The organism is Actinokineospora sp. (genome assembly GCF_052390155.1).
GTDB lineage: Bacteria > Actinomycetota > Actinomycetes > Mycobacteriales > Pseudonocardiaceae > Actinokineospora.
On the sequence record NZ_JBQTHF010000006.1, the window covers coordinates 67,297 to 80,769 of the forward strand.

A 13,473-nucleotide genomic window follows, 5' to 3' on the forward strand; every position below is an offset into this window, starting at 1 on the left:
TCAGTGCTCCTTCGAGATGCTCTTGATCAGCCGCACCGATTCCTGGTTGCTCAGGGCGAGTTCCCAGAGCCGGGCGAACATGCGGAGCAGGGTCGCAACGTCTCGTTCGTCGTCATAGTAGCTAGAGGGGCTGATCACGGATGGCGAGATGCCGATGGGAGCGCCACGATCGCCGAAACCGTAGATCCAAAACCCGTGTCCTCGGGCAGGGTTGCCTGCCACATCGTTGCGAAGCACTCGAATCGCGAGGTCGCGGCGCGTCTGGGCAAGGGTCAGCAGATGGTCCAACTGCTCCTGCATGATGTCCGGCGCCCCGAGGTTGGCCCGCAAGGTGTCCTCGGTGATCACGAAGCGCAGAGTGGGTGGATCGATGGAGTCGAGTACCCGGCGTTGGCGCTCGATGCGATACGCGAACCGGTCTTTGACCTCATCGAGGCTGCGGTCCGACCACATTCCCTCGCCGTCCGCGAGAATGGCACGGATGTAGCTCTCGGACTGCAGCAGGCCGGGAATGATGCCCGGCTCGAAGCCGCTGATCTGTGCGGCACTGGCTTCGAGGTCGGCGAATCGCTGGTAGGCATCCGGCAACTGGTCGATATGCACGCGTCGCTGTTGCCGTCTGCGAGTTTGGGTGCCGAGCACGAGGATGGTCTCTCGTTCTTCGCCGGTCACGCCGTAGAAGTCGAGCAGCGTGGCCAAATCCTCTTGGCTGGCCGTCGCGGTGCCGTCTTCCAGTTGCACGATCCGCGACCGCGCCTTGCCGATCTCGTCTGCGGCTGCCTGCTGAGTTTCTCCCGACTGTTCGCGAAGCCTGCGCATGGTGAGGCCGAGCTGCCTGCGCTCGAACGTCGGACGTGCGTGCCCCAAGGTCGACTCCTCCTCAATCACCCGATCGGGCGGCTTGTTTGAAGCCCGACTGTCGCCCTACGATGTGCGGAGACAGTCGGGCTTACTTGGCTCGCGGAGAACCGTAGATGGTGGAGGCGACAGCGATGGGACTATTCACTCGATCGGGCGTGTCGATCGAATCTTGGGTCGAACTGGACCGCGACGTGCCCATGCACTACGAGGCATGCGCGACCAACGACCAGGCCACGCTCCACTTCGGACAACACAGCGAGTACGTGCTCACCCTCCAGCGCAATGGCCTGGCCCAACTCGTCGACCTCGCGAACCAGGCCATCGCCGAACTCGACACCGCCCACACCCAGGACGGCGACGGCGAATGAGTTCGAGCGACCCGCTGTTCCCCGCCGCCACACTGCTGCCGCTGACCGAACCCGGCGGATACTCGCCGCCCGCACACAGACCCGGCCCGCTCAGACCGCTGTCAGCCTCACTCGCCGTCGTCCCCACCGAATGTGGAACCGACGAGACCACCGCGACCCGGAACACCGAGGTGAAACAGACCCAGCACACCAGCGACGGCAAGATGGAGACCGACGCCGTTCCCATCGTCGTCACGGACACCTGACCGATGATCATCTCTGGCGAGACCGTGGTCGTCGTCGGCACCAAGGACGACGCCACAGCAACGGTAGTCGCGCACGAACTGAAGCGTCGGGACCGACCAGTGCACCGGGTGGACCTCGGCGACTTCCCCGCTCGACTCGGCTTCGCCGCAGAGCTCGCCGGTACCGGTTGGCAGGGCAAGGCAGGCGGACTGGACCTCGCGGACATCAAGGCGGTCTACTACCGCAGGCCGACCCGGTTCACGTTTCCGACCGAGCTCTCCGCAGCCGATCACGCTTTCGCGACGGAAGAAGCCCGACTGGGAATCGGCGGCGTGCTGTCCACAGTAGACGGCACGTGGGTGAACAACCCGGCACGTATCGCCGTCGCGGAGTACAAACCGCTCCAATTGAGCACTGCGGCACGCTGCGGACTCACCGTACCGCCAACGCTGATCACCAACGAGCACGTCGCCGTACTGGAATTCGCCAGGTCATCGGGGCCAATAGTGTGCAAGACACTGTCTCCGCTCGCACACAGCGTGGACGGGATCGTCCAGATCACCTACACCACGCCGGTCGATCCGCAGACGATCGATCCGGGCGCGCTCGCGGTCACGGCGCACCTGTTCCAGGCATGGGTGACGAAGCAATACGAGGTTCGCGTGACGATGGTGGGCAGGCAGCCCCTGGCTGTGGCAATCCACGCAGGCAGCGCTGCGGCCCGACTGGACTGGCGCGCGGACTACGCGGCGCTGACCTATGTTCCGATCGACGTGCCACCAGAGATCACGACGCGGTTGGCGACCTACCTGGAGGTGTTCGGGCTGTCGTTCGGGGCATTCGACTTCGTGATCACGCCGGAGGACGACTGGGTGTTCCTGGAGTGCAACCCCGCTGGGCAGTGGCTATGGCTGGAACACCGGACTGGCATCCCGATCACTGCCGCGCTGGTGGACCTACTCACCGGAGAGGCGACGGAGTGACGCAGCGCGCGGAGGACGCCTGGCCGGGACTGGCTCGGTCACTGGCCGCTCGACTGGTGGAGGCAGGCGACCTGTCCGACCCGAACTGGACAGCGGCCTTCGCCGAGACCCCACGGCATCTGTTCGTGCCCCGGTTCACGCTGACCACCGGTGGGCCGGAGTTCTCATCCGATGTGGACCCCGACGCGTGGCTGCGCACCGCGTACACCGACCACGCACTCACCACTGCCCGCAAACCGCATCCCGCAGGCTGGACGACCCTCGACGGCGCCGTGTTCCGGCTTCCCACCAGCTCGTCCACAGGGCCGGGGCTGATGGCGCGCATGCTGGAGAGCCTCGATGTGGCCGACGGCCACCGGGTCCTGGAGATCGGCACCGGGACCGGGTACAACGCCGCCCTGCTGTGCCACCGGCTCGGTTCGGCCGACGTGGTCAGCGTCGATCTGGACCCGGATCTGATCACCACGGCTCGGCGCGGCCTCGCGGTGCTCGGGTACTCGCCGGTTCTGGTCGTGGGCGACGGTGAGCACGGCGTGCCAGAGCACGGTCCGTATGACCGGATCATCGCCACGGCCGCGGTGCCGGAGATCCCCGCGGCCTGGATCGACCAGCTCGCGCCGCGGGGCAGGATCATCGCGAACATCCGGGGTGAGCTGGCCACAGGCCCGATGTGCCTGCTGACCAAGCGGGACGAGACCGTCGTCGGTCGGTTTGTGGCGATGGGGGGTCACTTCATGTGGTTGCGACCGGAAGTCGATAACCCGCTGAGGCCGCATCAGGCGATCTCGACCGAGGTCCCGAACCCGGTGGCGCACTCCACGACCCGGATCGATCCGCTGCCGCTGGTCGACGACCCGGACTTCCGGTTCCTGCTCCAACTCCAGGTCCACGGCGCGGAGTCCTTTTACCGCAACGAGATCGAGCGGCGGTCAGTGGTGACGCTGTGCACCTCGGACGGTGCGCGCGCCGATGTGTTCGTCGAGCGGACCGCCGGGACGCACCAGGTGATCCAGCGCGGGCACCGTCGACTGTGGGACACGGTGGAAGCGACCCACCAGCGCTATGTCGAACTCGGAAACCCCGCCGTGGCGCGCTTCGGCCTGACCGGGACTCCCACAGCGCAGTTCGTCTGGATCGACAGCCCGGACGACTCGCTGCGCTGGCCGCTGCCGCTGGTGTGACCGGTGCGCTGTGCGACAATCGTTTCCCGTGACGTCGTCCGCAGTTCGTGCCACGGCCATCCTGCTCGCCGGGCCATCGGGGTCGGGAAAGTCGACGCTCGCCGCGGGGCTGGGGCTGCCCGTGTTGCGGCTGGACGACTTCTACCGTGAGGGCCACGATCCGCTGCTGCCGCGCGACGCCGCGGGACGGGTCGACTGGGACACGCCGGAGTCCTGGCATGCCGAGGACGCGCTCGCCGCGGTGGTGGCGCTGGCGACCTCCGGGGCGGTGGACGTGCCGCGCTATGCGATCGAGGCCGACCGGAGAGTGGGCAGCTATCGGCTGGAATTGGGCGACACCAGCGTGTTCCTCGCCGAAGGGCTGTTCGCCGACCGGATCGTGGCAGGCGCCCGCCACGCCGGGGTGCTGGCCGACGCGGTGGTGTTGGCGCCCGGTGGCGGTCGGACGTTCGTCCGCCGGTTCGCCCGCGACGTCGCCGAGTCACGCAAAGCGGTGCCGGTGCTGATGCGCCGGGGCCTGCGGCTGTGGCGTGAGCACGCGGCAGTGGTGCGGCGGTGCGAGTCGGCGGGCATGCGCCGCTGCACCCCGGCCGCCCACGGCCTCGACCGGTTCGCGCGGTCGGCGGACGCGGTCGGTCACCCAGGCAGGTGAAGTCGACCCCCGACACGGGGGAACGAAGGCAGGATCAACCGCGTCGGAGGACCACGCGTCAACCGGCCGACGAAAGGAAGACGTGCATGGGCGGGCGAGGTTCCGAGCCGACCGAGGAAGACGGGCCACTGTTCAAGGCGGCCTATCGGCGGGCCGACTCGGTGGATCGCGCCGAGACACCCGGCGAGCGCCGCAAGGCGATGGCGGGCATGGTGCCCCGGGCGCTGGCCGCGCTCGCCGAGGGGTTCCTGCGCGACGCGCTGAGTACCGGTGCGATCGTGTTCTCGATCATCGTGGCGGTGCTGGCCGCGACGTCCGGGGACCCGGCGTGGGCGGTCGCGGGCATCGTGTCCGGCGTGGCCGGAGCCGGGCTGATGGGCTACGCGCTGCTACGGCACTGGTCGTTCGGCAGGCAGTGGGCCGTCATCGGCGGGGTGATCGCCGTCCAGGCGGTGTTCATGGTCCTTTTCTGGAAGACGCACTGAATCCACCAGACCGATTGGCTATGCGATGACCGATGTGACGGTAGAGCTGGGTGACCTGCGGGGCTGGGCGGCGCAGACGGGGCGTGGATCGACCGACCTCGGCGCCGCGCACGGCTACGCGAGCGGCAACATCGCCGACGCCGACTTCGGCGCCATCCTGGAGCTGATCACCGGCGACTACGCCGCCCTGCTACCCAAGATGCACACCATCCTTGAGCGCGACAGCTCGGGCATGGGGCTGGAACAGGGCGCGCTCAGCTCCTGCGCGGACGCCTACCGGGCGGCCGACAGGGCGGGCGAGGACCGCTTCGTGGAACTGGGCGGGTCGGGCGCCCTGAACGCCTCCGACGACGGCGTGGCCAACGGGTTCGATGACGGCGGCACCGCGCAGGCGAAGCTGACCCCGCCGAACGCCGCGAACATCACCCTGCCCGAGGTGTCGTTCGGCTGGATTCTCGACAAGGTGTGCGAGCTGGTCATCTGGGTCGGCGGCCCGGACCCGCGCGAGTACGTCACCAAGTGGATCGCGGGCGATGTGAACAAGGCGTCGATGCAGGCCGTGGCGTGGGAGTGTGTCGCGGCGTGCGTCGAGGTGGTCGAGGCGAACCTCAAGGCAGGCGGCGCGGCGATCGCCCAGACGTGGATCGGCGCCGCGTCGTCGGCGTCGGCGGCGCAGATGGGCAAGTGGAGCACCTGCATGGTCGACCAGGCCGCGAAGATGCGCGCGATGTCGGAGCACCTCAAGGACATGGTCGACCAGTCGGTCAAGATGGCCCAGTGCGTGGTCGACATCATCAAGACCGTGATCGACGTGGTCTCGGCGGGACTGAGCAACGCCGCGATCCCCTTCTACGGCCAGTGGAAGCTGATCAACTCGGTCAAAGAGGCGATCACGATGATCAATAACGCGCGCAAGGTGATCACCGTGTTCTGGGACGTGCTCAAGCTGGTCATCGACACGATCAAGATGTGCGCGTCGGCCTTCACCGCCGACGCGCTGCCGCCCGCCCCGGCCACCGCGCCCGCGCCCGCCCCGGTTCGGGCCGGAGCCGCCCGGTGATGCCTGGTGCCGAGGACCGGATCCAGGCGGCCATGGCCGAGCTCGACCTGGTGATCGACCGGGCCCAGCAGGACCTCTACCGGTTCCAGCGGCGAAACGAGCCGACCCCCGAGGATCTCCAGGCGCTGCAGGACGCCGCCCGGCGCGGTGACCTCGGCGACGACATGCGGGAACTGGCCCGCAAAGTGGAGAGCGGCCAGGACTCGTGGCGAGCGGTCTTCGCCGGGGACTCGCCCAACACGGCCCTGCTGTACGGCCACCTCGACCGGATGATGCGGGAGAACCGCGAGGCGATCGCGACGGCGCTGGCCGAGGACGACGAGTTCGACCCGTTCGCGCCGAGCCCCGACCTCTGAGCCCGGGTCAGGGGCGCAACAGCGGCTTGATCACCTTGCGGGCGTCCATCGCGGTGTAGGCGTCGGCGACGCGCTCCAGCGGGTACTCCGCGTCGAACACGCGGCCCGGGTCGATCTTGCCGTCGAGCACGTCGGCGAGGAGTTCGTCCAGGTAGCGCCGGACCGGGGCCACTCCCCCGGCGACGGCGATGTTCGCGCTGAACATCTGGCCCACCGGCAGCTCGGGCCCGCCCGCAGGCACGCCGACATAGCCGACCCGTCCGCCGGGCCGGACCGAGTCGAGCGCCTGCTGCATGGACTCCTTGGTGCCGACGCATTCCAGCACCGCGTCGGCACCGATGCCGCCGAGCAGCTCGGCGACCTTCGCCGCCCCCTCCGCGCCGCGCTCGGCGACGATGTCGGTGGCACCGAACTCGGTGGCCACGCGCTGGCGGTCGGCGTGCCGCGACATCGCGATGATCCGCCCGGCGCCGAGGCGGGACGCGGCGAGCACGGCGCAGAGGCCGACCGCGCCGTCGCCGACCACGACCACGATGTCGCCCGGGGAGACCTGGGCGGCGACAGCCGCGTGGTGGCCGGTGCCCATCACGTCGGACAGGGTCAACAGGCTCGGCACGAGCGCGTCGTCCGGGACGCCCGGGGTGGCGACCAGGGTGCCGTCGGCGAACGGCGAGACGACGTACTGCGCCTGCGCGCCGTCGATGTCCTCACCGAGCCTGCTCTGGCTGCCGAAGTAGCCGCCGCGCCTGCACGAGGTGTGCACGCCGTTGCGGCAGTGCACGCAGTCGCCGTCGCTGACCGCGAACGGGGCGATCACGAAGTCGCCCGCGCGGACCGTGCGGACCTCGGCGCCGACCTCCTCCACGATGCCGACGAACTCGTGGCCGATCCGCTTCGGGCCGTCGATCTTGCTGATGCCCCGGTAGCCCCAGAGGTCCGACCCGCACACGCAGGACGCGACGACGCGGACCACCGCGTCGGTCGGCTGCCGCAGGGCGGCGTCGGGCGCGTCGGTGAGCCGGATGTCGCCGGAGCCGTGCAGGAATGTCGCGCGCATGGTTGGTCTTGTCTCCCTGGTTGCAAAGGGCTAGTTGCCGAGGACCCGGCGCAGCGCGCCGAGCACGAGTTCCACGCGGTCGAGCCGCGCGTTGTGGCCCATGAGCCCGATCCGCCAGACCGAGCTGGCGAACGCGCCCGCACCGGCGCCGATCTCGATGCCGTAGTCGGTGAGCAGGGTCTGCCGGGTCTTGGCCGAGTCGACGCCCTCGGGCACGCGCACCGTGGTCAGCTCTGGCAGCCGGTGGCCCTGCGCCGCGAACAGCTCCAGGCCAAGCTCACCGAGCCCTTCGTGCAGCCGCGCGCCCGCCGCGCGGTGCCGCTCGTAGACCGCGTCGAGCCCCTCCGCCAGCACCCGGCCGAGGCCCGCGTGCAGCGAGGCGATCATGGCCACGGGGGCGGTGTGGTGGTAGGTGCGGCCACCGCTGGAGCCGTCGACATAGGCGCCGATGAGGTTCAGGTCGAGGTACCAGGTCGGCGGACGCTGGACGCGGCGGTCCCACGCGCGCTCGGACACGGTGAACGGCGCCAGGCCGGGCGCGACGCCGAGGCACTTCTGGGTGCCCGCGTACGCCACGTCCACGCCCCACGCGTCGATCTCGACCTCGATGCCCGCCAGCGAGGTCACGCAGTCGGCGAGCACGAGGGCGCGCTGGTCGCGGGCGTGCACAGCGTGCGCGAGCGCCTTGATGTCGCTGCGCACACCGGTCGAGGTCTCCGCGTGCACGGCGGCGACGAGCGAGGGCCGCGGGTGCGCGTCGAGCATCCTGTCCACGTCGATCGGCTGCCCCCAATCGTGGTCCACGCGGACGACGTCGGCGCCGTAGCGGCCCGCGACGTCGACCATGCGCTCGCCGAAGAGCCCGTTGACCCCCACGACGACGACGTCGCCGGGCCGGGCGAAGTTGGCGAACGCGGCCTCCATGCCGATGGACCCGGTGCCGGACAGCGGCAGGGTGCGGGCGTTCTCGGTGCCCCACACCCGGCGCAGCCGCGCGCAGGTCTCGTCGAGCACCTTGAGGAACTCGGGGTCGAGGTGGCCGAGCAGCGGCGCGGCCAGCGCGGCGGTCGCCTCGGGGTACGGATTGGACGGTCCGGGGCCGAGCAGGACGCGGTCAACCATGGGCATGCCCGCACCTTACGGTCGGCGCGCGGGCTCCGCCGGGAACGGCCCGTCGGCGCGCTCGCCCACCACCAGCGCCCGGAGCAGGATGCCCGCGGCGAAGGGGACGAGGTCGCGGCCGCGGCGCCACAGCCACGGAATGCCCTTCACCAGCAGCCATCCGACGTGATCCAGCGTCCCCGCGGACCGGCCGCCCTCGCACACCATGCTCACCGGGGCCGGGATCACGCAGCCGGTGGCCGCCAGCAGTGTGGCGAACCCCTCAGCCAGCATCCGGTGGCCCAACTCCGACGGGTGCAGCCGGTCGACACTCCACGCGGCCCGGCCGTAGGCGCCGGGGAGCCGGTCGAGGTCCAGGCACGGCGCGCCGGTCCGCGCGACCACCGCGTCGATGACCTCGTTGAGCCGCTGGATCCGGCCGCTGAGGGCGCGGCGCAGCGCGCCGGGGAGCCGGAACACCCGGCCGTGGTCGTGGTAGCGGACCAGCAGCACCGGGGCGCCTTGGGCGCGCAGCGCGGTGACCACGTGCGCCAGGTCTGCGCACAGGCGGTCCGGGTCGAAGTCGGAGCGCAGCGTGTCGTTCATGCCCGCGATGACCAGCGCCGCGTCCGGGCGGCCGCGCAGCGCGGCGGGAAGCTGCGCCTCGCGCACGCACGCCATCCGCGCGCCGGTGACCGAGTGGTTCGCGACCTCGGCACCGAGCGCGGCGGCGAGCAGCGGGCCGACGCCGCGCCAGCCGCCGCCGGGCAGCGGGTCGCCGATGCCGACGGAAGTCGAGTCGCCGAGCACGGCGAGCCGGGTCGCCCGCCACATCGCGGGGGTCTGCCCGGCGGGAGTCAGCACTGCGGTCACGCCGGAGACGATCTCCCGCGCGGGCTCACCCGGGGTGAGATCGCGATGGCTGCCGAGGGGCGGGCAGGCGAAGAATCGGGGTCAGGCCGTGTCCCGCGCCAGAGGTTCGGGACACTAGCCGAACGCGGGGTAAAGCGGCAGCGAACGGGCGCCGAACCGGGCCCGCAGCGCGCCGACCACGGCCTCGGCGTGCTCGACCACCGGGTCGGTGCCCGCGCGTCCGGCGGCCTTGGCCAGGTTCTCCCAGCGGGCGACGAGCACGTCGTCCTGGTGCGGGGTGTCGACCCGGCCGCCCGAGCCGAGCTGCTCGACGTCGGGGACGGTGAGGTACTGCCAGGTCGTCAGCCACACCCAGAAGAGCTGCGCGTCGAGCAGTCGGGGCAGCAGCACGGCGTCGTCGTCGAGGTCGGGCCACATCAGCCGGACCTCCGCGCGCCAGGCGGCGAGCATCGCGTCGGTCATCCCGGCGGGCAGCGCGTAGGCACACCAGCAGGACGGGAACGGCACGGTCAGGTAGGCCGCGTCGAACATCATGTTCCGCACGCAGCCGCCCTCGAAGTCGAGGAACCGGACGCCGCGGTTGGTGATCAGGTTGTTGTCCGGGCAGGAGTCCGACGGGCTGAACGCGCGGTGGCGGCCCGTGTCGAGCAGGCCCAGGGCGCGGTGGGCGTACTCCAGCGCCTCGGGCGAGGTGGCGACGCCGAACTCGGCGGCCAGCAGGCCGGGAAGCTGCCCGACGGCGACGGGGCCGTCCTCGGCCAGCGGGTCCTTGGCTGTCGGCGGGCTGAGCCTGCGCAGTAGCGCGTCGAAGTCGGCCTCGCGGCCCGCGGTGGAGGCGTGCAGCCTGCCCAGCGACCGCGCCCAGGACAGCAGCGCGCCCTCGGCGGCGCGGGCGTCGTCGCGGTGCAGCTTCTCGGCGAGCGTCGGCGCGCGGCCCAGGTCCTCCATGACTAGCAGGTTGGTGTCGCCGTCGTGGGCGAACAGCTCCGGGCACATCCGGTCCTCGGCGGCCAGCGCGGTGAAGAGCTGGTAGCTCACCGCCTCGCGGACCCAGCTATCGCGCTTGGCGGCGCCCGCCCGCTGCACATAGCGCTTCACGGCGAGGGTGCGCGGGAGGGAGAACGGGCTGGAGGCGACCTTCACCCGCAGCACGATGGAGCGCTCGCTGCCACCGAGGTCCTCGGGGTCGCCGAGCTGGATGCGGGCACCGAACCGCTTGCTGAGCACCGACTCCGCGGCGACCACGGTCGCCAGGATCTCGGCCCAGGTGTCCGGTGGCCCTTCCGTGCCCGTCGTCTCCGGCGGGTCGGCGGCGATCTCCACACTCATCTCCTCTGACCCTACTCCCGATCGTAGGTCGCCGGATCCGGCGCGGTCGCTCCCGAAGACCGTAGTGGTGTCCATCGATCCAGAGGGAGGGGCACGTCAAGAAATAACGATGTCGACCCAATACCTGTGTGCCGGCCACTGATCGCTTCCCACTGCGTGGGAGAGTCACCCCGCGGACAGCGGCCGGGCGGCGTCGCCGGGAACCTTGCCCCGGTGTCGCGCGACCAATACGAGCGCGGCGGCAACCACGATACCGGCCAGATTGACCGCGAGCTGCCCGGCGGAACCGAGCACCTTGTCCCACTGGCCGAGAATGGCGGCGACTCCGATGTAGCCCGCCGCCGGGACCGTGGTGACCGAGATGAACACCCCGACCAGGGCCGCGGACTTCGCCGACGTCATCGACAGCATGCCCGCCGCGCCCGCGAGGACGGCGACGATGAGCGACCACGGCCCGACCTCGTAGACGAAGTCCACCTGGTGGCCCTCGCCGGAGATGGCGCTCGCGTCGAACAGGCCGGTCAACGTGCCCAGCCACGCCCCGGCCGCGGTGACCACGATGGCCAGCGGAAACCCGACGGCCAGGGCCAGCGCGGCCCGGCGCACCAGGTCCCAGCGGCGGCGGACCAGGCCGACGGCGACCGCCGCCAGCGGGCCGAACTCCGGCCCGACGACCATGGCGCCGACGATCGTGACCGGCGAGTCGGTGATCACGCCGACCGCCGCGAGCAGGCACGCGATGGTGAGGAACGCCAGGAAGGTGACGTTGAGCCGGGACTCCTCGCCGGTGCGGGCGACAAGTTCCTCCCACACGACGGCGTCGGCCGCCTCGCCGGGCGCGCGCTCCTCGGCCCGGTCGGCGGCGTCCGACAGCGCGGTGTCGATCTGCTCCAGGGTGATGCCGCCGTCGTGGTCGATGCCCAGCGCGCAGAGCGCGGCGAGGATCTCGTCGGTCGCCTCGCGGGCCAAGTCGGCCTCGACAACGTCGCCCGCGGGGTCGAGCGCCGCGCCGGGCAGCAGCACCACGTGGGTGGCGCCCGCGTGCTCGCGCAGCACGGACACCGCCGCCTGGGTGCTCCCCGGCGGGCACACCATCCGCAGGTGGAGCACTACTTCGACTCGGCCTTGGCGGGCTTGAAGTCCACCCCGGCCTCTGTGCGCTGCGCCGGGGTGATCGGCGCGGGCGCGCTGGTCAGCGGGTCGTAGCCGCCGCCGGACTTCGGGAACGCGATGACGTCGCGGATCGAGGGCTCCCCCGCGAGCAGCATGACGACGCGGTCCCAGCCGAAGGCGATGCCGCCGTGCGGGGGCGCGCCGTAGGCGAACGCGTCGAGCAGGAAGCCGAACTTCTCCTGGGCCTCCGCCTCGCCGAGGCCCATCAGCGCGAACACCCGCTCCTGGACGTCCTTGCGGTGGATACGGATCGACCCGCCGCCGATCTCGTTGCCGTTGCAGACCAGGTCGTAGGCATAGGCCAGCGCGTTCGCCGGGTCCTGCTCGAACCGGTCGACCCACTCCGGGGTCGGCGAGGTGAAGGCGTGGTGCACGGCAGTCCAGCGGCCGGTGCCGACGGCCACGTCGCCCGCGCTCTGCGCGGCGGCGGCCTCCTCGAACAGCGGCGCGTCGACCACCCAGACGAACGACCACGCGGCCTCGTCGATCAGCCCGCAGCGCCTGCCGATCTCCAGCCGGGCGGCGCCGAGCAGCGCGCGGCCCCCGGCCCGGTCGCCCGCGGCGAAGAACACGCAGTCGCCGGGCTCGGCGCCCGCGGCCTTGGCCAGGCCCTCGCGCTCGGCCTCGGACAGGTTCTTCGCGACCGGGCCGCCGAGCGTGCCGTCCGCACCGACGAGGACGTAGGCCAGGCCCTTGGCGCCGCGCTGCTTGGCCCACTCCTGCCAGGCGTCGAGCTGCTTGCGCGGCTGGCCCGCCCCGCCCGGCATGACCACGGAGCCGACGTACGGCGCCTGGAACACCCGGAACGGGGTCTCGGCGAAGTACTCGGTCAGCTCGGTCAGCTCCAGGTCGAAACGCAGGTCGGGCTTGTCGGAGCCGTAGCGCGCCATCGCGTCGTGGTAGGTGATGCGCGGGACGGGGCCCGCGATCTCGTGGCCCGCCAGCTCGCGCCACAGCGCCACCGCGATGCGCTCGCCGAGGGCGATGACGTCGTCCTGGTCGACGAAGCTCATCTCGATGTCGAGCTGGGTGAACTCGGGCTGCCGGTCGGCGCGGAAGTCCTCGTCGCGGTAGCAGCGGGCGAGCTGGTAGTAGCGCTCCAGGCCGCCGACCATGAGTAGCTGCTTGAACAACTGCGGCGACTGCGGCAGCGCGTACCAGGAGCCGGGCTGCAGCCGCGCGGGCACCAGGAAGTCGCGGGCGCCCTCGGGCGTGGACCTGGTCAGCGTCGGGGTCTCGACCTCGACGAACCGCTCGTCGTGCAACACGGCGCGGGCGATCCGGTTCGCCTCGCTGCGCATCCGCATGGCACGCGCCGGGCCGGAGCGGCGCAGGTCGAGGTAGCGGTGCCGGAGCCGGACCTCCTCGCCGACGGTGAGGTGGTCGTCGAGCGGGAAGGGCAGCGGCGCGGACTCGCTGAGCACCTCCAACTCGGTGACCAGCACCTCGATTGCGCCGGTCGGGATCTCCGGGTTCTCGTTGCCCGCGGGCCGCGCCGCGACCTCGCCGACCACCCGGACGCAGAACTCGGCCCGCAGCCGGTGCGCGCGCTCGGCCATCTCGCCCTCGCGGAACACCGCCTGCGCCACGCCGGAGGCGTCCCGCAGATCGATGAAGATCACACCACCGTGATCGCGCCTGCGGGCCACCCACCCGCTCAGGGTGACGGCCTGCCCGGCGTGCTCGGCGCGGAGGGTTCCGGCCTCGTGCGTGCGGATCACGGGTTGCGTTCTCCTATGTCCAGCGAAGGGGACGCGGTCCGGCGGCGA

General features: G+C 71.2%; 15 protein-coding genes. 8 read left to right on the forward strand and 7 right to left on the reverse strand.

Translation table 11 applies throughout. From position 1 onward, the window contains the following. Entirely contained in the window at positions 1-888 is an 888-nt protein-coding gene (locus ACT4N7_RS02480) for a helix-turn-helix domain-containing protein (protein ID WP_444826904.1), read from the reverse strand. A 128-nt stretch (positions 889-1,016) separates the two neighbouring features. Here ACT4N7_RS02480 and ACT4N7_RS02485 point away from each other — a divergent pair, with 128 nt between their 5' ends. The 8 genes from ACT4N7_RS02485 to ACT4N7_RS02520 all read left to right on the forward strand — a co-directional run bounded on the left by ACT4N7_RS02485 (position 1,017) and on the right by ACT4N7_RS02520 (position 6,171). Beyond that, a complete protein-coding gene (locus ACT4N7_RS02485; RefSeq protein WP_444826905.1) occupies positions 1,017-1,229 on the forward strand; it encodes a hypothetical protein in 213 nt (70 codons plus the stop codon). Then, positions 1,226-1,474, forward strand: coding sequence for a hypothetical protein (locus ACT4N7_RS02490; protein ID WP_444826906.1), 249 nt, complete (start codon positions 1,226-1,228; stop codon positions 1,472-1,474). Before ACT4N7_RS02485 ends, ACT4N7_RS02490 begins: the two co-directional genes overlap by 4 nt. 24 nt (positions 1,475-1,498) lie before the next feature. Continuing rightward, positions 1,499-2,437: an ATP-grasp ribosomal peptide maturase gene (tgmB, locus tag ACT4N7_RS02495; RefSeq protein WP_444826907.1), complete on the forward strand. Its 939-nt coding sequence runs from the start codon at positions 1,499-1,501 to the stop codon at positions 2,435-2,437. After that, complete coding sequence (locus ACT4N7_RS02500; RefSeq protein WP_444826908.1) at positions 2,434-3,618, forward strand: methyltransferase domain-containing protein; 1,185 nt, start codon at positions 2,434-2,436, stop codon at positions 3,616-3,618. Before tgmB ends, ACT4N7_RS02500 begins: the two co-directional genes overlap by 4 nt. A gap of 28 nt (positions 3,619-3,646) precedes the next feature. Then, entirely contained in the window at positions 3,647-4,270 is a 624-nt protein-coding gene (locus ACT4N7_RS02505) for a uridine kinase family protein (RefSeq protein ID WP_444826909.1), read from the forward strand. Between the two features lie 86 nt (positions 4,271-4,356). After that, positions 4,357-4,755 (forward strand): hypothetical protein, encoded by a 399-nt coding sequence (locus ACT4N7_RS02510; RefSeq protein WP_444826910.1) that lies wholly within the window; start codon positions 4,357-4,359, stop codon positions 4,753-4,755. A 34-nt stretch (positions 4,756-4,789) separates the two neighbouring features. Further along, positions 4,790-5,815, forward strand: coding sequence for a hypothetical protein (locus ACT4N7_RS02515; RefSeq protein ID WP_444826911.1), 1,026 nt, complete (start codon positions 4,790-4,792; stop codon positions 5,813-5,815). After that, the gene (locus ACT4N7_RS02520) at positions 5,815-6,171 is read left to right on the forward strand and encodes a hypothetical protein (protein WP_444826912.1); all 357 of its coding nucleotides are present in this window, start codon (positions 5,815-5,817) and stop codon (positions 6,169-6,171) included. Before ACT4N7_RS02515 ends, ACT4N7_RS02520 begins: the two co-directional genes overlap by 1 nt. A gap of 7 nt (positions 6,172-6,178) precedes the next feature. Here ACT4N7_RS02520 and ACT4N7_RS02525 read toward each other — a convergent pair whose 3' ends face one another. The 6 genes from ACT4N7_RS02525 to aspS form a co-directional block, all read right to left on the reverse strand. Next, positions 6,179-7,228 carry a zinc-dependent alcohol dehydrogenase family protein gene (locus tag ACT4N7_RS02525; RefSeq protein WP_444826913.1) on the reverse strand — a complete coding sequence of 350 codons (1,050 nt, stop codon included), beginning with the start codon at positions 7,226-7,228 and terminating at the stop codon, positions 6,179-6,181. Positions 7,229-7,258: 30 nt separating this feature from the next. Continuing rightward, a complete protein-coding gene (locus ACT4N7_RS02530; RefSeq protein WP_444826914.1) occupies positions 7,259-8,356 on the reverse strand; it encodes a pyridoxal-phosphate-dependent aminotransferase family protein in 1,098 nt (365 codons plus the stop codon). Between the two features lie 9 nt (positions 8,357-8,365). Beyond that, complete coding sequence (locus tag ACT4N7_RS02535; protein ID WP_444827038.1) at positions 8,366-9,139, reverse strand: SGNH/GDSL hydrolase family protein; 774 nt, start codon at positions 9,137-9,139, stop codon at positions 8,366-8,368. 177 nt (positions 9,140-9,316) lie between these two features. Then, a complete protein-coding gene (locus ACT4N7_RS02540; RefSeq protein WP_444826915.1) occupies positions 9,317-10,531 on the reverse strand; it encodes a hypothetical protein in 1,215 nt (404 codons plus the stop codon). Positions 10,532-10,696: 165 nt separating this feature from the next. Beyond that, positions 10,697-11,641: a DUF389 domain-containing protein gene (locus ACT4N7_RS02545; RefSeq protein ID WP_444826916.1), complete on the reverse strand. Its 945-nt coding sequence runs from the start codon at positions 11,639-11,641 to the stop codon at positions 10,697-10,699. Continuing rightward, positions 11,641-13,425 carry an aspartate--tRNA ligase gene (gene aspS, locus ACT4N7_RS02550; protein ID WP_444826917.1) on the reverse strand — a complete coding sequence of 595 codons (1,785 nt, stop codon included), beginning with the start codon at positions 13,423-13,425 and terminating at the stop codon, positions 11,641-11,643. The genes ACT4N7_RS02545 and aspS overlap by 1 nt, the downstream gene beginning before the upstream one ends. Between the last annotated feature and the right edge of the window lie 48 nt (positions 13,426-13,473).